The organism is Blautia stercoris (genome assembly GCF_054657695.1).
In genome coordinates this window covers 1,017,087-1,039,226 of record NZ_BAAHYF010000001.1, presented here as the reverse complement: position 1 = coordinate 1,039,226, position 22,140 = coordinate 1,017,087, and the positions used below count along the sequence as shown (strand labels likewise).

At 39.0% G+C, this 22,140-nt stretch carries 20 protein-coding genes; 18 read left to right on the top strand and 2 right to left on the bottom strand.

Annotated features, from left to right (window positions below; genetic code table 11):
• The first annotated feature begins 84 nt into the window (after positions 1–84).
• From ACYQ2D_RS05080 to ACYQ2D_RS05065, 4 genes are all read left to right on the top strand, one after another.
• Positions 85–840, top strand: a complete 756-nt coding sequence (locus ACYQ2D_RS05080) for an exodeoxyribonuclease III (RefSeq protein WP_022304540.1) — start codon at positions 85–87, stop codon at positions 838–840.
• A 27-nt stretch (positions 841–867) separates the two neighbouring features.
• On the top strand, positions 868–1,911 hold the full coding sequence (gene selD / locus ACYQ2D_RS05075; protein WP_117455488.1) for a selenide, water dikinase SelD: 1,044 nt from the start codon (positions 868–870) through the stop codon (positions 1,909–1,911).
• A gap of 79 nt (positions 1,912–1,990) precedes the next feature.
• The gene (locus tag ACYQ2D_RS05070; protein ID WP_117455490.1) at positions 1,991–3,139 is read left to right on the top strand and encodes an aminotransferase class V-fold PLP-dependent enzyme; all 1,149 of its coding nucleotides are present in this window, start codon (positions 1,991–1,993) and stop codon (positions 3,137–3,139) included.
• A 38-nt stretch (positions 3,140–3,177) separates the two neighbouring features.
• Entirely contained in the window at positions 3,178–4,686 is a 1,509-nt protein-coding gene (locus ACYQ2D_RS05065; RefSeq protein ID WP_117455492.1) for a LapA family protein, read from the top strand.
• 216 nt (positions 4,687–4,902) lie between these two features.
• Here ACYQ2D_RS05065 and ACYQ2D_RS05060 read toward each other — a convergent pair whose 3' ends face one another.
• Positions 4,903–5,496, bottom strand: coding sequence for a xanthine phosphoribosyltransferase (locus ACYQ2D_RS05060; protein WP_117455494.1), 594 nt, complete (start codon positions 5,494–5,496; stop codon positions 4,903–4,905).
• A gap of 186 nt (positions 5,497–5,682) precedes the next feature.
• On the opposite strand from ACYQ2D_RS05060, the gene ACYQ2D_RS05055 reads away from it, so the two are divergent.
• The 13 genes from ACYQ2D_RS05055 to ACYQ2D_RS04995 all read left to right on the top strand — a co-directional run bounded on the left by ACYQ2D_RS05055 (position 5,683) and on the right by ACYQ2D_RS04995 (position 17,214).
• Positions 5,683–5,916, top strand: coding sequence for a hypothetical protein (locus ACYQ2D_RS05055; RefSeq protein WP_117455556.1), 234 nt, complete (start codon positions 5,683–5,685; stop codon positions 5,914–5,916).
• A 74-nt stretch (positions 5,917–5,990) separates the two neighbouring features.
• Complete coding sequence (locus ACYQ2D_RS05050) at positions 5,991–6,335, top strand: metal-sensing transcriptional repressor (protein ID WP_022304534.1); 345 nt, start codon at positions 5,991–5,993, stop codon at positions 6,333–6,335.
• A gap of 34 nt (positions 6,336–6,369) precedes the next feature.
• Positions 6,370–7,209 (top strand): Mrp/NBP35 family ATP-binding protein, encoded by an 840-nt coding sequence (locus ACYQ2D_RS05045; protein WP_117455496.1) that lies wholly within the window; start codon positions 6,370–6,372, stop codon positions 7,207–7,209.
• A gap of 299 nt (positions 7,210–7,508) precedes the next feature.
• Positions 7,509–7,736: an HPr family phosphocarrier protein gene (locus ACYQ2D_RS05040; RefSeq protein ID WP_117455498.1), complete on the top strand. Its 228-nt coding sequence runs from the start codon at positions 7,509–7,511 to the stop codon at positions 7,734–7,736.
• A 116-nt stretch (positions 7,737–7,852) separates the two neighbouring features.
• Positions 7,853–8,224: a RidA family protein gene (locus ACYQ2D_RS05035; protein ID WP_117455500.1), complete on the top strand. Its 372-nt coding sequence runs from the start codon at positions 7,853–7,855 to the stop codon at positions 8,222–8,224.
• Between the two features lie 355 nt (positions 8,225–8,579).
• Positions 8,580–9,347 (top strand): class I SAM-dependent methyltransferase, encoded by a 768-nt coding sequence (locus tag ACYQ2D_RS05030; RefSeq protein WP_022304530.1) that lies wholly within the window; start codon positions 8,580–8,582, stop codon positions 9,345–9,347.
• Between the two features lies 1 nt (position 9,348).
• Positions 9,349–11,046: a methyltransferase domain-containing protein gene (locus ACYQ2D_RS05025; RefSeq protein ID WP_117455502.1), complete on the top strand. Its 1,698-nt coding sequence runs from the start codon at positions 9,349–9,351 to the stop codon at positions 11,044–11,046.
• 173 nt (positions 11,047–11,219) lie between these two features.
• Positions 11,220–12,164 carry a nickel ABC transporter permease gene (nikB, locus tag ACYQ2D_RS05020; protein ID WP_117455504.1) on the top strand — a complete coding sequence of 315 codons (945 nt, stop codon included), beginning with the start codon at positions 11,220–11,222 and terminating at the stop codon, positions 12,162–12,164.
• Positions 12,161–13,009 carry a nickel transporter permease gene (gene nikC / locus ACYQ2D_RS05015; RefSeq protein WP_117455506.1) on the top strand — a complete coding sequence of 283 codons (849 nt, stop codon included), beginning with the start codon at positions 12,161–12,163 and terminating at the stop codon, positions 13,007–13,009. Before nikB ends, nikC begins: the two co-directional genes overlap by 4 nt.
• 6 nt (positions 13,010–13,015) lie before the next feature.
• Positions 13,016–13,795 (top strand): ABC transporter ATP-binding protein, encoded by a 780-nt coding sequence (locus ACYQ2D_RS05010; protein ID WP_117455508.1) that lies wholly within the window; start codon positions 13,016–13,018, stop codon positions 13,793–13,795.
• A 9-nt stretch (positions 13,796–13,804) separates the two neighbouring features.
• Entirely contained in the window at positions 13,805–14,563 is a 759-nt protein-coding gene (locus ACYQ2D_RS05005; protein WP_117455510.1) for an ABC transporter ATP-binding protein, read from the top strand.
• A gap of 36 nt (positions 14,564–14,599) precedes the next feature.
• Positions 14,600–16,186, top strand: a complete 1,587-nt coding sequence (locus tag ACYQ2D_RS05000) for an ABC transporter substrate-binding protein (protein WP_459784802.1) — start codon at positions 14,600–14,602, stop codon at positions 16,184–16,186.
• Between the two features lie 116 nt (positions 16,187–16,302).
• Positions 16,303–17,214 carry a LysR family transcriptional regulator gene (locus ACYQ2D_RS04995; protein WP_118701474.1) on the top strand — a complete coding sequence of 304 codons (912 nt, stop codon included), beginning with the start codon at positions 16,303–16,305 and terminating at the stop codon, positions 17,212–17,214.
• Here ACYQ2D_RS04995 and ACYQ2D_RS04990 read toward each other — a convergent pair.
• Positions 17,202–18,074 (bottom strand): LysR family transcriptional regulator, encoded by an 873-nt coding sequence (locus tag ACYQ2D_RS04990; RefSeq protein WP_118701473.1) that lies wholly within the window; start codon positions 18,072–18,074, stop codon positions 17,202–17,204. The genes ACYQ2D_RS04995 and ACYQ2D_RS04990 overlap by 13 nt on opposite strands.
• Before the next feature lie 206 nt (positions 18,075–18,280).
• On the opposite strand from ACYQ2D_RS04990, the gene ACYQ2D_RS04985 reads away from it, so the two are divergent.
• A complete protein-coding gene (locus ACYQ2D_RS04985) occupies positions 18,281–22,045 on the top strand; it encodes a phosphoribosylformylglycinamidine synthase (RefSeq protein ID WP_187558164.1) in 3,765 nt (1,254 codons plus the stop codon).
• Positions 22,046–22,140 lie beyond the last annotated feature (95 nt).

Here is a 22,140-nt window from a genome sequence, read left to right as displayed (position 1 = left end):
TTTAAGGATTCGTAAAGATATTTTTGAAAAAATGGTGTATAATGAAGCGAAGAGTTAAAAAAACAGCGCGAAAGGGGAACATTTATGAAATTTATTTCCTGGAATGTAAACGGTTTAAGAGCCTGTGTACAAAAGGGGTTTATCGAATACTTTAATGAAATGGATGCTGATTTTTTCTGTGTTCAGGAAACGAAATTACAGGAAGGTCAGATCGACTTTGCACCGGAAGGATATCATGCATACTGGAATTATGCGGTAAAGAAAGGCTATTCGGGAACTGCCATTTTTGCAAAGAAAGAGCCGATTGCGGTGACTTATGGTCTTGGTATTGAGCAGCATGACCAAGAGGGCAGGGTGATTACCCTTGAGTATGAAGATTTTTATGTGATTACTTGTTATACGCCAAATTCACAGACCGAATTGGCAAGATTAGAGTATCGCATGAAATGGGAAGATGACTTCCGTGAGTATTTAATTGGACTGGATAAAAAGAAACAGGTTATTTTCTGCGGGGACTTAAATGTGGCGCACCGTGAGATTGACTTGAAAAATCCAAAAACAAATAAGCATAATCCAGGATTTACCGAAGAAGAGAGAGGAAAATTCACCAAACTGTTAGAGGCAGGATTTACGGATACCTTCCGATATTTTTATCCGGAAGAAACGGGAATTTATTCCTGGTGGTCTTATCGTTTTAAAGCACGTGATAAGAACATCGGATGGAGAATTGACTATTTTTGTGTCTCAAACCGCTTAGAAGAAAAACTGATTTCTGCAAAAATTCATACAGAGGTACTGGGTTCTGACCATTGCCCGGTAGAAGTTCAGATTAATTTATAAGAAAATCAAAAAGAGGTACAGAGTTTAATGAAAGAAAGTGTAAAATTGACGCAGTTTGCAAAAAGTGCTGGCTGTGCGGCAAAAATTGGACCGAAAGTGCTGGCTGAGATTGTTGGAGGACTTCCGAAATTTTTCGATGAACATCTTTTAGTCGGAACAGAGACAAATGATGACGGCGCAGTGTATCAGATTTCAGATGAACTGGCACTGATTCAGACACTTGATTTTTTCCCTCCTGTGGTAGATGAGCCTTCTCTTTTTGGAGAGATTGCGGCTGCAAATGCATTGAGTGATATTTATGCGATGGGCGGAACACCGAAAATTGCATTAAATATTGTGGCATTTCCAAATTGTCTGGGGCAGGAAGTGTTAGGTGAAATTCTTCAAGGTGGTGCAAAGAAAGTACAGGAAGCTGGGGCAGTGCTTGCCGGCGGACATTCCATTAACGATGAAGAGCCAAAATACGGTTTGAGTGTTACAGGCTTTGTCAACCCAAAGAAAATGTGGAAAAATTCAGGTGCAGAGCCAGGGGATGCTTTGATTCTTACCAAACCAATCGGAACAGGGCTGGTCAATACGGCTGCAAAAGCTGATATGGTATCAGAAACATCAAGAAAACTTGCAATTGGACAAATGAGATGTTTAAATTATTATGCATCAGAAATTTTAAAAGATTATGAAGTACATGGATGTACAGATGTGACAGGTTTTTCTCTTGCCGGACATGCACTTGAGATGGCGGAAGGGAGTCAGGTAACCATTAAAATTGATACCAAAAAAATTCCATTTTTACCGGATGTGGAAGAGTATGCCAAAATGGGTCTGGTACCAGAGGGAACGTATCGAAATAAAGAATTCTTAAGAGAAAAAATCAAATTAAATGATACAATAAAAGAAAGTTTTGAAGATTTGTTGTTTGACCCGCAGACTTCAGGGGGACTTTTAGTCAGCCTGAAAAAGAAAGATGCCAAAGAAGTTTTGAAAAGACTTCAGGAACAGGAACAGACACGCTACAGCAAAATTGTCGGTGAAGTAGAAGAAAAACAGGAAGTACATTTAATATTTTTGTAGAACAAATAACTCTTTTTGTTACAAAAGTAAGTAGAATAAAGACTCAGAGAGTATGTGCAGATGGTAAGGAGTAAGAGAAATGATTTATCTGGATAACAGTGCCACGACACTTAAGAAACCGGATTGCGTAAAAGAGGCAGTCTGGAATGCAATGGAACAGATGGGAAACAGCGGAAGAGGCGGATATCAGACTGCATTATCGGCATCAAGAATGATTTATCAGGCAAGAATGGCAGTTTCCGAGTTTTTTGATTTGAATCATCCATCCGGTGTGGTATTTACCTCCAATGCAACAGAAGCACTGAATACTGTTATTCAGGGATTATTTTCAAAGGGAGACCATGTGATTACCACTGTGCTGGAACATAATTCAGTCCTGCGCCCGCTTTATATGGAGCAGGAAAGAGGTGTGGAACTCAGCATAATCGGTGCAGATGAACAGGCAGATGTGTTATATGAGAAACTGGAATCTGCAATTAAGTGTAATACAAAGGCTGTGGTTTGTACGCATGGTTCAAATGTAACAGGCAATCTGGTTGATATTAAGCGGATTGGAGCAGTCTGCAGAGCACATCAATTATTATTTATAGTGGATGCCTCTCAAAGCGCAGGCTGTATTCCAATTTCCATGAAAGAAAACCAGATTGATATTCTTTGTTTTACCGGGCATAAAGGGCTTATGGGACCACAGGGCACAGGAGGAATCTGTATTCGTCCACAGATTTCCATCCGGCCGTTAAAGAGTGGAGGAACAGGTGTCCTGTCGTTTTTAAAGGAACAGCCACAGGAACTGCCCGAACATCTGGAAGCCGGAACATTAAACGGACATGGTATTGCAGGGCTTTTAGCGGCAATTGGATGGCTGAATCAGACCACTGTGGAAGCAGTTCAGAAAAAAGAAGAGAAACTGTTAAGGTTATTTTATGAAAATGCAAAAGAAATTCCGAAGATTCATTTTTATGGCAGACTTCCGGAAGAGGGCATACCGCATCTACCTGTGCTTGCTTTGAATTTGGGAAATTTGGATTCTGCTTATGTCAGTGATATTCTCGCAGAAGAATATGAAATTTACACGAGAGCAGGAGCGCACTGCGCACCTTTGATGCATCAGACATTGAGAACCGAAAAACAAGGCTGTGTGCGTTTTTCTTTTTCCTGGTTTAATACCGAAGAAGAAATTAAGACAGTGGTAAATGCCTTAAAGGAGCTGTCACGAGAGTTAGGATAAGGCAGAAATATCCGGTAAAAGAAAGGACTTTATAAGTTATGAAAAAATACAGGTCACTGGCAGGAATGATATTAGGCTTCCTGCTGCTTGCCTGGATGTCAAAGACGTGTTATGCAGAGATTGCCGATGTAACAGCATTTGAAAACCTGGAATGGAAAAAAGTGTATGAAGAAGCGTTGATTGCACCTCAAGGTGTTGTTCAGTCAATCTGTGCAACAAAAAATTATATTATCTGTATTGAAAATACGAACGATGCTCAGGATACACCTGATACCGTGTCTGCTTATTATAAGAATGACACGGATGCAGATGGAAATCCGGTTGAACAGTATTCGCTTGCGTTAAGAAATACGGATAATAACTGGGAACATGGAAATGGAATGGCCTATAATCAGGCAAAGGAAGAGATTTATGTTGCTCCTTATACAAGCCAGAATCCGGAGAATCGTGGCTGTCTTTTTGTAATGGATGCCAATACACTGGCATATAAGGGAAAGATTAAAATCAGTGATGATTATAATATACTTGGAATTGGCTATCGAGAAAAAACGGATCAATATGTGATACAGACGAACGTAGAAGGTGGATACAGTTTTAAGATTTTAGATAATCAGTTTCAGATAGCAGAGGATCTTGGAAGATATGAGGGAACTTCTGTTGGAACGAATTTTCAGGATTTACAATTAGTGGATGAATATATTCTAAATTTCCCATTGACCTTGAATATGGGAATTGGAGATTATTTAAACGTATATTCTCTTGAGACAAAAGAATTAGTAAGCTGTTCTAAATTGAATTTTCCGTTTGAGGGTGTTTCTAATGATGAGCCGGAGGGTTTATGTGAAATAGCAGAGGGAACGTATATTGCAGTTGTAGATGAAGATAGAACAGATGGTAGGCGGATGTTCTGTTTTTATGAAACGCAAGTGCCCTGCAAAGAAGAAGTAGTTCCGGAAGAAGGAAACATAGGTACAAACGAAAATGATGTAAGTGAATTAAACCGACAGACAGAAACAGATATACTGGAAGAACAGACAGATTCAGAAAAAAATACAGATTTAGAAGAAAATACCGATTCAGAAGAAATACCGACGTCATTAGAAGATTATAAAAAAGAAGCATCAAAGTCTTTAAAAAAACAAAGTGCAAAAAATACACCGAAGGAAGTTTCATTTGCGGAAAAAATGAGCATTGGTTTTTCAGGGATGATTACGCAGGCTCAAAAGTTATCAAAAAAACTGCCTTCTGTAGTGGAACTTGCGAAAAAAGCGGGAAATCTGGCAGGGACTTTCATAGAAACTTTATCAACAAAAATAAAAACATTGTGGAAGTCAGGTTCAATGATTCTGGCACAGAATCAGAGAGAAGTATTTTTATTTCTTGCAATAGGATTTACAATTATGAGTATTATGGGACTCTGGGTCTATATTGTCCGGCTGATTCGAATCCGAAAGCAAAAAAAAGCAAGAGCAGAATTAGAGCGGCTTAGAAAAGCATGGAGAGAAGAAGCAGAACAGTGGCTTCAGGCAGAAAGAAAGCGTCTTTGATGAAAGAAAGACGCTTTTTAGCATTTTAAAAGTAAAGCAGACATTCGCAATCCGCTTCGTTACTTGCTCATGAACGCAGTCGCTTCGCAATCTGTCAGTGGGAGCTTTCAATTCACACTGACAGAAGCATCCCCCCTCACCTGCCGCTTAGTGATCTGCGCACTTAAAGCAGGGGAATGCTTATCTGCGTTCAAAATGCGGATTTATTTTATTTATTTATAAGTTATTATCCCATTCATCTTTTCTAAAAGAAACAGAATCATCGGTCATGGAATCAACAATTGCGAGGGATTCTACACGGATGCCCTGTTCGCGAAGAGAATCTCCGCCATTCTGGAAGCCTTTTTCGACTACGATACCAGCACCTTCTAAGACAGCACCGGATTCTTTTACGATTTCCATTAATCCCTGTAATGCACATCCATTTGCAAGGAAATCATCAATGATTAAGACATGATCCTCAGCGCTTAAGAATTTTTTGGAAAGAATCACGTCATATACTCTTTTATGAGTAAAAGACTGTACTTTTGTGCAGTACATTTCTCCATCTAAGTTTAAGCTTTGTGCTTTTTTTGCAAAAACAACCGGAACATTGAAATGCTGTGCAACAAGACAGGCGATTCCAATCCCGGAAGCCTCGATTGTAAGTATTTTAGTAATTGGTGCATCTGCAAATCTGCGTTTAAATTCTTTTCCTAATTCATTGATAAATGGGATATCCATCTGATGATTCAGGAAACTATCTACTTTAAGAATATTTCCGGGTTTTACGATACCGTCTTTACGAATACGTTCTTCTAGTAACTGCATGATAAAAATCCTCCTTAAATCTTATACAACATAATACGCTATTTTATTTGCTTTGGCAAATTGTTTTTCGAAATGTTTTGAAAAAAATAATAAAATTTATATAAAACGAAAGAAAAGAGGAGAAATCATGCTATAATAGAAATATTATTGTGTAGAAATTTGAAAGGTTTAAAACGGTTAAGTGCTATGAAAGAATATGAAGTTATCCATGAAATTTTTAATCAGTGTCCGGGAAATAAGACAAGAGATCAGTTTATTGAAGAAATTGAAATTGAAGAGACACCGGAAGAATGGGTCAGAAGAAAATTCAAAAATGAGAAAGAATTACGACTTGAAAAAGTAGAAAAAGAGGATGGAACTGTAGTGATTGATGTGATGACTGCCATGATTCATCAGCGATATACAATTTCCGAAATCTAACAAATTCCAAAGTGTTGTTTTTTTACGGGAGTTTGGTATAATTAGAAAAGTGGTGAGAGGAGTATCATTATATTATGGAAGAAAAAAAACAGGTTCACAGCCATACCCATACTCACACATTAGAGGATGGAACGGTGGTAACACATTCCCACACACACAGTCATACGCATACAAAGGCGGTGTTAAACCGGCTTTCACGTGCAATCGGACATTTGGAGTCTATTCGCCGTATGGTAGAAGAGGGCAGGGACTGTTCCGAAGTATTGATTCAGCTTTCAGCGGTGAAGGCAGCAATCAACAATACCGGAAAAGTCATTCTTCAGGACCATATTGAACATTGTATTGTGGACGCAGTGGAAAGTGGAGATAAGGAAGCTTTAGATGAATTGAATAAAGCGATTGACCGATTCATTAAGTAACAAAACAAAGAATAAATAAAGGAAGGAAAGCGTTATGAGCGAAAACAAACAGTGCAGCAGTTCAAGCTGTGACAAAAAAAGCTGTGAGGGATGCAGTAGTGCAAAGAAAAATACCATCCCGAAAGAGGAATTAAATGCATACTCTGCAATTAAAAAAGTAGTCGGAGTGGTCAGTGGAAAAGGTGGAGTTGGAAAATCTTTTGTAACTGCGTCTCTGGCAAATGAAATGGCGGCGAAGGGATACCGTGTAGGTATTTTAGATGCAGACATTACAGGTCCGTCTATTCCAAGAATGTATGGTTTAAAAGGTGCAGCAATGGCAGATGATAATGGGATCTATCCGATGCTGACAGAAAATGATATTAAAATTATGTCTATTAATTTACTGCTTCCGCAGGAAGATTCACCGGTTATCTGGAGAGGACCGGTCATTGCAAATATGGTAAAACAGTTCTGGACCGATGTTGTCTGGGGTGAACTGGATTATTTATTTGTAGACATGCCGCCTGGAACAGGAGATGTTCCGTTGACTGTATTCCAGTCACTTCCGATTGATGGAATCGTAATTGTATCTTCTCCTCAGGATTTGGTACAGATGATTGTAAAGAAAGCTTACAATATGGCTGAAATGATGAAAATTCCTGTTGTTGGTCTGGTAGAAAACTACAGCTTTGTAAAATGTCCGGACTGTGAAAAACCGATTTATGTGTTTGGAGAGAGCAAAGCAGATGAAATTGGAGCAGAATTAAACATTCCGGTAATGGCAAAAATGCCGTTAGACCCGAATTTTGCATCTATGGTGGATGCAGGAAAATTTGCAGAAGTCAGAAATGAATATCTTTCTGATGCGGTCAAATGTCTGCCTAGAGCGTAAAGATAATAAGGAAATTTGGTTAGTTAATAAGAAAATTTGAGTAAAGAGATTGCAAAATAGAAAAAATGAATAATTGGTATAACCAAAAAGCAAAACAGCAAAACAAAATTGACTAAAATGCGAAGCAAAATATTATAATCATTAAACGAAATGACGAACAAAAGACGAAGTTTGCTTGAGTTTGAAAAAAAATGAAGATTGACAAATCGAAAGAATACTGTCATAATACGTCTAACAATCAAACAAGATTGTGTGAAACAAAGAACATTTTTTTAAAATTCTAAGAAGAGGTGAGAACGATGACAGAGCGTCAGATTAAACTTTCCCAAACAGAAGACGTAAAAAATTTTGTCAGAGCAGCCAGTAAATGTAATTTCGATATTGATGTTTTTTATAATAGAATTGTTGTGGATGCGAAATCAATTTTAGGCGTGTTCAGTTTGGATTTGAACCGTATACTGACTGTAAGATGTAATGGCAGTGATGACAAATTTAATCAGGTCTTAGACCAGTTTGCAATCGCATAATCAAAGAAGAGAATCCTTTGTCTGGAATCAGATAAGGGATTCTTTTTTCTTGACCTGTAAGAAATACAAACGTATAATAAAGAACAGAAAACAGGTTTTAGAGAGGAGACTTTAAGATGAAAGTAGTTAGTACAGAAAAAGCACCGGCAGCAATCGGACCATATTCACAGGCAATGGTTTCAAACGGAGTAGTATATACTTCTGGTCAGATTGCAATTGACCCGGCAGTTGGAGATGTTACTGCAACAACAATTGAAGGACAGGCAGAACAGGTTATGAAAAACCTTGGTGAAGTATTAAAAGCAGCAGGAAGCAGTTATGACAAAGCAGTAAAGACAACCTGTTTCTTAGCAGATATGGGAGATTTCGCAGCGTTTAATGAAATCTACGGAAAATACTTTACAGGAAAACCGGCACGCTCCTGTGTGGCTGTAAAAACACTTCCAAAGAATGTACTTTGTGAAGTAGAAGTTATTGCAGAAGTTTAAAAAATTAATTTACTAACTAAAAAAGAATATTTGAACGCAGATAAGCATTCCCCCGCTTCAAGTGCGCGGAGCACTAAGCGACGGGTGAGGGGGGATGCTTCTGTCAGTGGGAGTTGAAAGCTCCCACTGACAGATCGCAAAGCGACTGCGTTCATGAGCAAGTAGCGAAGCGAATTGCGAATGTCCGCTTTACAAAAAGTGTAAGAGTGTTCCCTTAAAAAAGTTTGGGAATACTCTTTTTTTATCCCCCCTCGGGGCTTGTGAAGTACCAAATACTTTGGTAAAGTAAAGTCTTAGAATAATAATGATGTATCAGGAGGTATGTATATCATTAGGAAAGAGGCGAGGATTTACTATGGCAGAATTATTAAATCAGATAGAAGAGTACTGGAGTACCAGAGTAGAGGGATATTCAGAAGTCAATGAAAAAGAGATAAACGGAACACAGAAAGAGAACTGGCTTCGGGTGCTTGAAGAACGTTTTCCGGATAAAGCAAAAGCAGATTTGAAAATTTTAGATGTCGGAACCGGTCCTGGATTTTTTCCGAGGATTCTTTCAGAAGCCGGTTATTATGTGACGGCTGTTGATTATACTGAGGATATGTTAGAGAAAGCAAAAGAAAATACAAAAGAATATCAAAGCCAGATTGAGTTTTACCGAATGGATGCACAGAATCTGGAATTTGAAAACAATCAGTTCGATGTGGTGATTTCAAGAAATCTGACCTGGAATCTGGAAAATCCGGTACAGGCTTACAAAGAATGGTTTCGGGTATTAAAAACAGGAGGAATCATTTTAAATTTCGATGCAAACTGGTATGGCTATCTCTATGATGAAGAAAAGAGAATGGCGTATGAAAAAGATAGGGAAAATGTAGAGAGAAGTCAGTTAGATGACCATTATCTTTGTACAGACATTGACCGAATGGAAGAAATTGCAAAGAAAGTTCCGCTTTCTGCAAAGAATCGTCCAGGCTGGGATGTGGAAGTTTTAAAAGAAATTGGTTTTGCAGAAATTCGGACAGATGAAAGTATCTGGCAGAGCGTGTGGAGCGAAGAAGAACGGTTAAATTATGCCTCAACACCAATGTTTTTAGTTTCAGGACAGAAAGGGGAAAACTAGTTTGGAAGCACAGAAGAATTTTAAAATTGGAACACTTGAAGTAAAGCCGGGAGAAGCTTATCATGGAAAGCTGGAACTTTCAAAGGGAGCATTTGAAGTGCCGGTGTCTGTTTTTTGCGGAAAACGACCGGGACAGACGGTGTTAATTACCGCGGGAGTTCAGGCAGGGGAATATGTAGGAATTCAGTCAGCGATTGATTTAGCAAGACATTTACAGATAGAGAAAGTAAACGGTACGATTATTATTGCAAAGGTAATCAGAAAAGAAGAATTTGAACATCGTGCCGGAAGTCTGGGAGTCAAAGATGGAAAGAATTTAAATCGTGAATTTCCGGGCAAGGAGGATGGAACAGAGACAGAACGTCTTGCTTATGCAGTTGCAACAGAGCTGTTTCCTCATGTTGACCGGTACATTGATTTACATAGTGGAAATGATTATGAGAGATTAACTCCTTTTGTTTATTATGCAGGCTGTGCAAAAGAAGAGGTTGTAGCAATGTCGAGAAAGATGGCAGAACAGGTCGATGTGCCTTATATGGTACGTTCTGCGGTTGCGACAGGTGGTGCTTATAATTATGCTGCAAGTATGGGAATTCCAAGTATTTTAATTGAACGCGGAGAAATGGGTGCATGGACGTTAGAAGAAGCCCGTTCTACAAGAAGAGATGTAAAAAATATTCTTTGCGCAATTGGAAGCTATGAGGAAAAACGAGATTATCGACAGTATTATCCGCTAGAGGTAGTAGATGTGACTTATCAGGCAGCAGAATTTACAGGATGCTGGTATCCATTTAAAAATCCAGGGGATATGATTGTAAGAGGAGAAGTGATTGGAGAAATCCGTGATTATGAAGGCAATCCTTTGGAAGTCTGCCGTGCGGAATACGATGGAGTAATTTTATTTGAGACGGGTTCTTTGCAAGTAAAAGCAGGAGGTTCGGCAATTACTTATGGACGAATTGCAAGAATATTTGATGATAGAAAAGAGCGGATTACCAAGTATTGGGCTAAACGAAGCGAGAGTTTTTTAGAACAAAGAAGAGCAGAGTTGAAAAGTGCACTCGCAGAGCGATGGATGAAGGAAATTAAGAAACAGCTTCCGGATGGTAAAAAATTAAAAATCTTAGATGTGGGCTGTGGCTCTGGGTTCTTCTCAATTTTACTTGCCAAAGAGGGTCATCAGGTGGTTGGAACAGATTTGACACCGGAGATGGTAGTAAATGCAAAGAAACTTGCAAAGGAAGAACAAGTGGAACCGACATTTCTTGTGATGGATGCAGAAAAATTAGAATTTGAGGATGCTTCTTTTGACATGGTTATTTCAAGAAATCTGACCTGGACACTTCCACATGCAGAAGAAGCCTATCAGGAATGGAAACGTGTTTTAAAGCCAGGTGGAATTTTATTAAATTTTGATGCGAATTATGGGAATGATGATTGCTCAGATACTTCAGGGCTTCCTAAAAATCATGCACATTATACAGTGGGTGATGAATTGCTACAGGAATGTGAAGAGATAAAAAAACAGCTTCCGATTAGTTCTTATGCTCGTCCGGCATGGGATTTAAACGTACTTGGAAAGGCAGGATTTTCTAAGTTTGGAATTGATTTAGAAATCAGTAGTAGAATTTATATTGAAAAAGATGAATTTTATAATCCAACTCCGTTATTTATGTTGTGTTCCAGGAAAGCTTTTTGAACGCAGATAAGCAAGTAGCGAAGCGTATTGCGAATGTCCGCTTTACCTTAAAATGAATCACCTTATGAAAAATTGGAATATCTTAATATCCCCCCAGGGGGCTTAGAAAAAGATTGGAAACTTGATATACTTATCTAATACTTTTAGTAGAATTAGTAGAATGAGGTGATAAGGTGAGAAAATATATTTTAAAAAGATTATTACAGTTAATCCCCATTTTATTGGGGATTACTTTTTTGTCTTTTGCTATGATGCGTGTCGCCGGTTCAGATGCTGTAACAGAGCTTTATACAAATCGTGGGACAGAAGTCTCTCAGGAAATAATTGATGCAAGAAGAGCAGAACTTGGACTGGATAAACCATTTCTGATACAGTATTTTAGCTGGCTTGGAGGAATGTTGACCGGAGATATGGGACAAAGTTATGTCAGTGGTGCAGATGTATTTACAACGTTTCTTTCAAAGCTTCCGGCAACATTGCTTTTGACAGGATTGTCGATAGCGTTAACGGTTATCATTTCAATTCCGCTGGGAATTTTTTCGGCAATGAAACAAGATAAGATTCCTGATCTATTGCTTCGGTTCTGTAGTTTTATTGGAAATGCATTGCCGAATTTTTTTGTTGCAATGCTTTTGATGCAACTCTTTAGTATCAAACTTAAGCTTCTTCCGGTTATTTCAGATGGTGTAAATCTAAAAAGTGCATTGATGCCGGCACTGACGCTCGCAATTTCCATGTCAGCAAAGTATATGCGCCAGGTACGTGCAACAGTACTTGAGGAGTGGAATAAAGATTATGTTCAGGGGGCAAATGCGAGAGGTGTAAGAAAGAGCATAATTCTCTGGAAAAATGTAATGAAGTCGTCGATGCTGACGATTGTTACGCTTTTAGCACTCTCAATAGGAAGCCTTTTAGGTGGAACAGCAATTATTGAAAGCATTTTTATGTGGGATGGAGTTGGAAAGCTGGCAGTGGATGCGATTACCATGCGAGATTATCCATTTATACAGGCTTATGTAGTCTGGATGGCAATTATTTATGTTTTGGTTAATCTGATTACAGACCTTATGTACCATCAGCTTGATCCAAGAATTCGTCTGGGGGTAACAAGAGAATGAGAGAGCCGACAGTAAGAACACAGAAGATACATAGAAACTATTTGAAGTTACGCTTAATTATATTTGGAGGTTTGGCACTGGCTTTAGTCATTGCTTCGTATTTTAGTGAATCATTATGCCCTTATGACCCGTATTTACAGGATTTGGGCAATGCAAAAGCAATTCCGTCAGCAGCGCATTTATTTGGTACGGACCGGTATGGAAGGGATATGCTTTCCCGTGTCATTGTGGGGAGTAAGACCAGTATTTATTCTACTTTATTATTGGTAGGATTTATTATGGTGTTTGGCACAATGATTGGAATCTTCTGTGCATGGAGCGGAAAAAAAATAGATTCTGTTTTGATGCGTATTTCAGATATTTTTCTGGCTTTTCCGGGTCTGGTGTTTGCTTTGGCTGTGGCAGCAGCGCTTGGCGGTGGAGTTCACAATGCGATTATTGCACTTGCGGCCATCAGCTGGCCAAAGTATGCGCGTGTTGCAAGGAGTCAAACGCTGGCACAAAAAGAAACAATTTATATAAAAGCTGCCAGGTTATCGGGATGTGGGACTGGAAAAATAATTTTAAAGCATATTCTTCCGAACATCTTTGGTCCGATTCTGGTTACGGCAGTATTAGATATTGGTACGATGATGATGGAACTGGCAGGTCTTTCCTTTTTGGGGCTTGGAGCAAAGCCGCCGATTGCAGAATGGGGAAGCATGATGAGCGATACAAGAAATCTTTTAACGACTCATCCATGGGTAACACTGGCTCCCGGTTTTGCAATCTTTGTATCGGTTGTGATTTTTAACTTACTTGGGGATACGGTACGAGACTGGTTAGACCCTCGAAATGGGAGGTAGAAAAGAATGTCAGAAATCATTCGATACGAACATGTAGATATCAGCTACAAAGGAGAACTTGCAGTACATGATGTGAGCTTTTCAGTGGAAGAAGGAGAGATTCTTGGAATTGTAGGAGAAAGCGGTAGTGGAAAGTCCACTTTGATAAAAGCTGCGATGGGTTTGCTTGGAAGGGATGGGCTTGTAACAAGAGGAGATATCTGGTATCAGGGACTTGACCTGCCAGATTTAAAACCAAAAGAAATGAGAAAAATCTGCGGTTCTGAAATTGGGATGATTTTTCAGATGGCGGGCAGTTCCTTTTGTCCAATTCGTACGGTTCGGGCACAACTTTATGAAAGTGTAAGAGAGCATGAAAAGCTGACAAAGGAAGAATTTGAAGTACAGGTGACAGAGTTATTTGAAAAATTTGGATTTGATGACCCGAAACGAATCTTGGACAGTTATCCGTTTGAACTTTCAGGAGGGATGCAGCAAAGAGTTGGAATTGTAGCGGCAATGTTGTTAAACCCGAAGATTCTGATGGCAGATGAACCAACTTCTGCGCTTGATGTATCGGTACAAAAGCAGGTAGTTGATGAGATGTGCATGATACGTGAAAAGTTTGGAACAACGATTTTACTGGTGACGCATAACCTTGGAGTAATTCGGGCAATGGCTGATAAGGTACTGGTACTTGAAAATGGAGAAGTAAGAGAGTATGGAAAAACCAAAGAAGTTTTGGAAAATCCACAATCGGAATATACAAAAAAACTGTTGTCAGCAGTATTAGAACTTCGGAGGTGAAAAAGCAGGGTGGATTGTATTTTAAAAGTAGAACATTTGACGAAAACGTTTGTCTCTCAGGGCAGAGATGATTATACGGCTGTTGATGATGTGAGCTTTTCTATGAATTATGGAGAAAAGCTTGCGATTATAGGAGAAAGTGGAAGTGGAAAGACAACAATCGTAAATATGATAACCAGATTGTTGGATGTAACCTCTGGAACCGTTTATCTGGATGGAGAAGAGATTACAAATTTAAGTGGTAAAAAATTAAAGCCAGTTTATAAAAAAATGCAGATGGTGTTTCAGACTCCGACAGAAAGCTTTGACCCGAGACAGACTCTTGGAGCTGGAGTGGCAGAGAGCTTAATCAATCATGGCATGAAAAGAAAAGAAGCTATGAAAGAGGCAGAAAATTTGCTGGAGTTATGCGGATTAAAAAAAGAATTTGCAAAGAGGTATCCGCATGAAGTCAGCGGAGGACAGTGTCAGAGGGCTGCGATTGCACGGGCAATTGCAATTAACCCCAAATTACTCATTTTAGATGAGGCGACTTCTGCGCTTGACGTAACTGTCCAGAAAGAAATCTTGGAATTATTGGAACGTTTGAGAGAAGAGCGTAAGATGTCCTATCTTTTTATCTGCCATGATATTGCATTAGTTCAAAATTTCTGCGACAGAGTACTTGTGATGTATCATGGTAAGATGGTGGAAGAAGGAAAGCCGGATGAAGTAATTTGTCACCCGAAAGAAGCTTATACCAGAAGGCTGATAGAAAGCGTTCTGTAAGATATAAGAAAAATAAACAAAGGGAAAGGGAAAAGGATGAACAAATCAAAAAAATTAATTGGAATGGCATTGAGTGTGTGCTTGTGTGCCAGTATGCTTGCCGGATGTGGAAGTGATAACAAAACAGAAACACCAAAAAATAATTCAAAAACAGAAAGTTCAGAAGCAAAAAAAACAATGGTAATTGGAGATACTACATTCAACAGTTCTAATGAAGAAAACAGTACCAATCCACATGACTCATATTCTGGATGGGCCTGTATTCGTTATGGTATTGGGGAAACACTTGTAAGATATTCTGATAACATGGAGATTCAGCCATGGCTTGCAAAAGAATGGGAAAATGTAGATGAGCTGACCTGGAAAATTACACTTCAGGACAATGTAAAGTTTTCAAGTGGACGTGATATGGATGCAGAAGCAGTCAAACAGTGTCTGGAACATTTAATTGAAAATCATGACAGAGCGAAAAATGATTTGAAAATTGCATCTATTGATGCAGATGGACAAGTACTTACAATTCATACGTCTGAACCAAAACCGGCACTTTTAAATTATCTGGGAGACCCTTATGGCTGTATTATCGATGTAGATGCCGGATTTGAAAATGGAATTGTTGCAGGAACGGGACCTTACATTGCAGTTGATTGTAAAACAGATGACCATTTGACATTGGTAAAAAATGAAAATTACTGGAATGGAGAGCCAAAGATTGATGAATTGACGATTCGTACAATTACCGATGGAAATACACTGGCAAATGCACTTTTGTCCGGAGAGGTGCAGGCAGCTTATGGTATGGCATATGAAAGTTATCCGACATTTGAAAATGATAATTTCCAGTTTTCACAGATTTCCACTTCCCGCTGTTTCTTTGGTAAGATGAATTTTGATGAATCCTCTGTGTGTGCAGATTCAGCAGTCAGAAAAGCAATTGCGATGGGAATTGATAAAGAAAGTTTTGTAACCACATTGTTGGAAGGCAACGGTTATCCGGCAAATGGAGTATTTCCGGAAGGCTCTGCGTTTGGGGGAGATAAAGTTACAACGGAAAGTTATGATCCGGAAGGAGCAAAAAAAGTCTTGGAAGAAGCCGGATGGAAAGATTCAGATGGAGATGGAATCCGTGAAAAAGATGGAAAGAAACTGGTTGTTAAATGGCTGACTTATCCAAGTCGTCAGGAACTTCCACTTCTGGCTGAGTCTGCGCAGGCAACATTAAAAGACATTGGAATTGAAGTAGATATTAACTGTACCGCAGATAATAATTCCATATTGGAAGATCCGACAGCCTGGGATGTTTATGCGATGGCAAATGTACAGGCTCCAACTGGAGACCCGGAATACTGGTTTACTGTATTTGCAACTTCTGATGCAACAAAGAATTCAGGAAAATACAGCAGTGCAAAATTAGATGAATTAGAAGCACAGTTAAGTAAAGAATTTGATGAGGATAAGCGAGCAGAGTTAGCCGTTCAGATGCAGCAGACTATTTTGGATGATAATGCCTTTGTATTTTGTTCGTTTTTAAAGATGAGTATGATTTCACGTTCAAATGTAACAGGATATGAATCTCATGCCTGTGATTATTATCAGGTAACCGCAGACCTTGATATAAACTAAAATATTGTATTGCAAAAGTGGATATTCCGTAGGGGATATCCATTTTTGTCCTTGTGAAAATTTGATGACTTTGGTATGATTTTAAAAAGCAATGAGAAAAAGCGAGGAAAAAGAAAATGCTTGAGACAAAACAGCTACAGTATTTTGTAGTATCAGCGGATTGTGGTTCTTTTCGTGAAGCAGCAAAAATTTTATATACAACGCAGTCTAATGTCAGCAAGGTGATTGCGGGGCTTGAGAGTCAGGTCGGATATCCTTTGTTTTTGAGAGATAGGAAGGGAATCGTTGTTACTTCAAGGGGAAAAATGTTTTATCAGCAGGCACGCAGTTTGTTAGAACAATTACAGAATTTAGAAGATGAGAGTGAAGAACACAGTCTGGAAGTGGTAAGAATTTCTACCAATCCAAGTTCCTGGTTTTCAGAATATTTTTCGGAATTTTATGAAGCACATAAAGAAGAACAGATTCGCTATAATATTCATACGGATACGACTTTAAACATTGTGCAGAGGATGAGAAAAATGGAAGATGAGATTGGATTTGTCTATGTGATGCCGGATGATGTCCTGCAGTTTGAATATGAATTGAAAAAATATCAGCTGGAATTTGAAGTCTTAAGCGAAACATTTGGAATGTTGTATTTTTCTCCTGAAAACTGGATTGAAGAAGAAAAACCGGACTTGCATTTACTAAGTGAGGTAAAACTGATTCAGGCTGAAAAAGATCCCTTTCGGAAATATTCAGCCTGGAAGATTGAAGAAAATGGGGAACGAATTCTGCCCTGTCAGGTTGCAGTTACGACAAACAGTGATTATATTATGAATATTATGATGAAAAAAAACCATCTTGCAAATATCAGCTCGAGAAGCTTTCACGTCTATCCGTTGGGAGAAGAACCGGGTTACGTGCTGTCTGCCAAAGAGGGAAAAATTTTATACGGAATAATAAGAAATCGGAATGTCTCCCGAAATCCTCTCATTGAAGAAATGATAGAAAAGATTCGGGAGAAAATTAATCAGGAAAAGTAATTTAAAAATTCTTTTGCTGCTGCAGACGGGATCTGAGGATGGTAAGCCAGAACCAGATGACGCTGTGGCAGTTTTTCTTTTATCTGAAGCGGATATAGATCTTCGTGCCTCTGCTGCAAAACAAAATCCGGAACGAAGGCAATTCCAAGACCGATTCTTGCAAGGTCGAGCAGGAGATCATTGCTGGAAAGTTCCACTTCGGGATTTAAATTTAAGCTTTTTTGTAAAAATAGAGAGTGAAGAAATTCACTGGTGGTACTTTTTTTATCAAGCATTAAAATCGGGTACTCGTGCAGTTCAAACAGGGAGAGTTTTTGTTCGGTAAAATCAAAGTATTTTTTGTTGGCGGCAAACACATCCTGAAAGGTAAAAATGGTTTTGTAATTTGTGTGAAGCTGTAACTTGGAATTAGGATAGTTACAAAAAGCAAAGTCAATCTGATGATGTTCTAAAAGTTCTGCGCATCCAATCGAAGTAGCATTGGTGACCTTGATTGTGACTTGTGGAAATTCCTTGTGAAAACGCTGTAAGTAAGGGACAAGAAAATAACGGCAGATCGTATCGGAAGCACCGATGCGAAGCGGTGTTTCTAAGGTATTTGTGCCGATTAACTGTCGTTCTCCCTGAACCAAAAGATTAACGGCAGGCTCAACATGGCGAAACAATGTTTCTCCTTCTGGAGTCAGCATGACACACTTGGTGTTGCGGGTAAAGAGTTTATGTCCGAGTTTTTGTTCTAATGATTTGATGGACTGGCTGACTGCTGACTGTGAAATGTACAGTTGTCTGGAGGCTTCAGAAAAACTTAAGGTAGAAGCAACGTAATAAAAAACTTTGTAAAGTTCAAAACTGATATCCATGGAAAAACCTCTCTAAAAAAATGATTGATACAAACAGTATAACAAAGAGAAAAATCAGCGTCAAACTATTTATTATCTGAACTTATTAAAAATATAAGATATATTAATTTTATTAATAAAAATTTCTGTGGTATGATGAACATAGAAATGCGAAAGATAACAAAAAGATGCCCTTTATGGCAGTTTTTATCAGAAAGGAGTTATTTATGAGCAGTGTAAGACGTGTGTACGTTGAGAAAAAACCAGATTTTGCAGTACAGGCGAAAGAATTAAAACATGAAATTTCAAGCTACCTTGGCATCAAGGATGTAACAGGAGTTCGGGTGTTAATCCGCTATGATGTGGAGAATATTTCCGATGAGGCATTTGAAAAAGCCTGTACCTGTGTATTCTCTGAACCACCGGTAGATTTTTTATATCAGGAAACATTTGAGACAAAAGAGGGAGATCAGTCGTTCTCTGTTGAATTTCTTCCGGGACAGTTCGATCAGAGAGCAGACTCCGCAGTACAGTGCGTACAGTTCTTAAAAGCAGATGAGAAACCGATTATTCGTTCTGCAACTACTTATGTAATTGAAGGCGGTATTTCAGCAGAAGAAATGGAAGCAATTAAAAATCACTGCATTAACCCAGTTGATTCGAGAGAAGCTGATGCAAAGAAACCGGAAACTCTGGTTACGAATTTTGAAGAGCCGGCAGATGTAAAAATCTTTACCGGATTTTCTGATATGAAAGAAGAGGAATTAAAAGCACTTTATGAATCTTTAAATCTGGCTATGACCTTTAAAGATTTCGAACATATTCAGAATTATTTTAAAAACGAAGAGAAACGCGATCCGTCTATGACAGAGATTCGTGTGTTAGATACTTACTGGTCTGATCATTGTCGTCATACTACGTTCTCTACAGAACTGAAAAATGTAGAGTTTGGAGAGGGCGATTATAAAACTCCAATCGTAAAAACTTATGAAAAATATCTGGCAGACCGTCAGGTGATTTATAAAGACAGAGATGATAAATTTGTCTGCTTAATGGATCTTGCACTGATGGCAATGAAGAAATTAAAAGCAGAAGGCAAACTTCAAGACCAGGAAGAATCCGATGAAATCAATGCCTGCAGTATTGTTGTTCCGGTTGATGTAGACGGAAAAGAAGAAGAATGGTTAATTAACTTTAAAAACGAGACCCATAACCATCCGACAGAAATCGAACCATTTGGTGGTGCAGCAACCTGCCTTGGTGGTGCAATCCGTGACCCGCTTTCCGGTCGTACTTATGTTTATCAGGCAATGCGTGTGACAGGAGCAGCAGACCCGACTGTATCAGTAAAAGAGACCATGAAAGGAAAACTTCCTCAGAAAAAACTGGTAAGAAGTGCTGCACATGGTTATTCTTCTTACGGTAACCAGATTGGTCTTGCAACCGGTTATGTTAAAGAAATTTATCATCCAAACTATGTGGCAAAACGTATGGAAATCGGAGCCGTACTTGGTGCAGCACCAAGACGTGCCGTTATCCGTGAAAATTCTGATCCGGATGATATTATTGTATTATTAGGTGGACGCACCGGACGTGACGGATGCGGTGGTGCAACCGGTTCTTCTAAGGTACATACCGAAGAATCGATTGAAACCTGTGGAGCAGAAGTACAGAAAGGAAATGCTCCGACGGAAAGAAAGATTCAGAGACTCTTTAGAAGAGAAGAAGTCAGCCATATTATTAAAAAATGCAATGACTTTGGTGCAGGCGGTGTTTCTGTTGCAATCGGAGAACTTGCCGATGGTTTAAAAATTGATTTGGATAAAGTACCGAAAAAATACGCAGGTCTGGATGGAACAGAAATTGCAATTTCTGAATCTCAGGAACGTATGGCAGTTGTAGTTGACCCGAAAGATGTAGAACAGTTCTTAAGCTATGCAAAAGAAGAAAACTTAGAGGCAATTCCGGTTGCAGTTGTAACAAAAAGCCCACGTCTGGTAATGAGCTGGAGAGGAAAAACAATTGTAGATTTATCAAGAGCGTTCCTGGATACCAACGGTGCACATCAGGAAACAGATGTTTTCGTTGATGTACCGACTAAAGAAGGAAATGTATTAGACCGTGCAGAAGTAGACGATATAAGAGCACGCTGGATTGATACTTTAGGTGATTTAAATACCTGTTCTCAAAAAGGACTGGTTGAAATGTTTGACGGCTCTATCGGTGCAGGCAGCGTATTTATGCCTTATGGTGGAAAATATCAGCTGACTGAAACACAGGCAATGGTTGCAAAAGTGCCGGTTATGAATGGAAAAACGGAAACTGTGACAATGATGAGTTATGGATTTGACCCATATCTGTCAAGCTGGAGCCCATATCACGGTGCAGTTTACGCAGTAACAGAATCTGTTGCAAGAATTGTTGCAGCAGGCGGTGATTACAGCAAGATTCGTTTCACTTTCCAGGAATATTTCAGAAGAATGACAGAAGATAAACATCGTTGGAGTCAGCCGTTTGCAGCTTTACTCGGTGCTTATGCTGCACAGCTTGGATTTGGACTTCCATCTATTGGTGGAAAGGATTCCATGTCCGGAACCTTTAATGAGATTGATGTACCTCCGACACTTGTTTCCTTTGCTGTCGATGTAGCAAAAGAAAAAGATGTTATCACACCAGAACTGAAAAAAGCCGGAAATAAATTAGTATGGCTTCGTATGCCAAAAGCAGAGTATGATTTACCGGATTTTGAAGCCTTAAAAGTACAGTATGCGAAACTGCATGAAGACATTCAGGCAGGCAGAGTTGTTTCTGCTTATGCGTTAGACCGTCATGGTATTGCAGCAGCAGTCAGCAAAATGGCATTTGGTAATCAGATGGGTGTAAGAATTGAATCGAATGTAGATGAAAGAGATTTATTTACCGCAGGTTTTGGCGATATTATTTGTGAAGTAAAAGATGGAAAAGTTGGCGAACTGGCAATTACTTATACTGTAATCGGTGAAGTAACAGATAAAGCAGAAATTGAATATAAAAACATGAAGATTTCCATGGCAGAAGCACTGGAAACCTGGAAAGCTCCACTGGAAAAAGTATTTAAGACCCGTTCCGGTTCTGAGACAGATGATATTACAAAGAAAGAAGACAGAGGCTTATATAACGCAGACAGTATCCATATCTGCTCTCATAAGATTGCACAGCCAACCGTATTTATTCCGGTGTTCCCAGGAACAAACTGTGAATACGACAGTGCAAAAGCATTTGAACGTGCAGGTGCGAAAGTGATTACGAAAGTATTCAAGAACTTAGATGCAGCGGATATTCATGATTCAGTTGAAATTTTTGAAAAAGCAATCGATCAGGCTCAGATTATTATGTTCCCAGGTGGCTTTTCCGCAGGTGATGAACCGGATGGTTCTGCAAAATTCTTTGCAACTGCATTCCAGAATGCAAAAATCAAAGATGCGGTAACCAGACTTGTAAATGAGCGTGACGGACTTGCACTTGGTATCTGTAATGGATTCCAGGCTCTGATTAAACTGGGACTTGTACCAAACGGTGCAATTACAGGACAGAACACAGATTCTCCGACACTGACCTTTAATACCATCGGACGCCATATCTCTAAGATGGTTTATACAAAAGTTGTTTCCAATAAATCTCCATGGCTGCAGAAAGCAGAGCTTGGAAAAGTATATACCAATCCGGCTTCTCATGGTGAAGGACGTTTCGTTGCAAATGAAGAATGGTTAAAGAAACTGTTTGAAAACGGACAGGTAGCAACTCAGTATTGTGATTTAGCAGGTAATATCACAATGGATGAAGAATGGAATGTAAATGGTTCTTATGCTGCAATCGAAGGTATTACAAGTCCGGATGGACGTATCTTAGGTAAGATGGCTCATTCTGAAAGACGTGGAGATGGCGTTGCAGTCAATATCTATGGAGAACAGGATATCCAGATTTTTGAATCCGGTGTAGAATATTTCAAATAAGATAAAGTTTGGAATACAAAATTCCGCTTTATATAAAACAAAAATCATTCCTTAAATTTAAATTAAGGTAGAAAATATCTGATTTAGATATTGAA

What these genes read in the sequence shown, in the direction of transcription:
- ACYQ2D_RS05080 (WP_022304540.1), top strand. Translation starts at nt 85, where the DNA reads ATGAAATTTATTTCCTGGAATGTAAACGGTTTAAGAGCCTGTGTACAA.
- selD (WP_117455488.1), top strand. Translation starts at nt 868, where the DNA reads ATGAAAGAAAGTGTAAAATTGACGCAGTTTGCAAAAAGTGCTGGCTGT.
- ACYQ2D_RS05070 (WP_117455490.1), top strand. Translation starts at nt 1,991, where the DNA reads ATGATTTATCTGGATAACAGTGCCACGACACTTAAGAAACCGGATTGC.
- ACYQ2D_RS05065 (WP_117455492.1), top strand. Translation starts at nt 3,178, where the DNA reads ATGAAAAAATACAGGTCACTGGCAGGAATGATATTAGGCTTCCTGCTG.
- ACYQ2D_RS05060 (WP_117455494.1), bottom strand. Translation starts at nt 5,496, where the DNA reads ATGCAGTTACTAGAAGAACGTATTCGTAAAGACGGTATCGTAAAACCC.
- ACYQ2D_RS05055 (WP_117455556.1), top strand. Translation starts at nt 5,683, where the DNA reads ATGAAAGAATATGAAGTTATCCATGAAATTTTTAATCAGTGTCCGGGA.
- ACYQ2D_RS05050 (WP_022304534.1), top strand. Translation starts at nt 5,991, where the DNA reads ATGGAAGAAAAAAAACAGGTTCACAGCCATACCCATACTCACACATTA.
- ACYQ2D_RS05045 (WP_117455496.1), top strand. Translation starts at nt 6,370, where the DNA reads ATGAGCGAAAACAAACAGTGCAGCAGTTCAAGCTGTGACAAAAAAAGC.
- ACYQ2D_RS05040 (WP_117455498.1), top strand. Translation starts at nt 7,509, where the DNA reads ATGACAGAGCGTCAGATTAAACTTTCCCAAACAGAAGACGTAAAAAAT.
- ACYQ2D_RS05035 (WP_117455500.1), top strand. Translation starts at nt 7,853, where the DNA reads ATGAAAGTAGTTAGTACAGAAAAAGCACCGGCAGCAATCGGACCATAT.
- ACYQ2D_RS05030 (WP_022304530.1), top strand. Translation starts at nt 8,580, where the DNA reads ATGGCAGAATTATTAAATCAGATAGAAGAGTACTGGAGTACCAGAGTA.
- nikC (WP_117455506.1), top strand. Translation starts at nt 12,161, where the DNA reads ATGAGAGAGCCGACAGTAAGAACACAGAAGATACATAGAAACTATTTG.
- ACYQ2D_RS05010 (WP_117455508.1), top strand. Translation starts at nt 13,016, where the DNA reads ATGTCAGAAATCATTCGATACGAACATGTAGATATCAGCTACAAAGGA.
- ACYQ2D_RS05000 (WP_459784802.1), top strand. Translation starts at nt 14,600, where the DNA reads ATGAACAAATCAAAAAAATTAATTGGAATGGCATTGAGTGTGTGCTTG.
- ACYQ2D_RS04995 (WP_118701474.1), top strand. Translation starts at nt 16,303, where the DNA reads ATGCTTGAGACAAAACAGCTACAGTATTTTGTAGTATCAGCGGATTGT.
- ACYQ2D_RS04990 (WP_118701473.1), bottom strand. Translation starts at nt 18,074, where the DNA reads ATGGATATCAGTTTTGAACTTTACAAAGTTTTTTATTACGTTGCTTCT.
- ACYQ2D_RS04985 (WP_187558164.1), top strand. Translation starts at nt 18,281, where the DNA reads ATGAGCAGTGTAAGACGTGTGTACGTTGAGAAAAAACCAGATTTTGCA.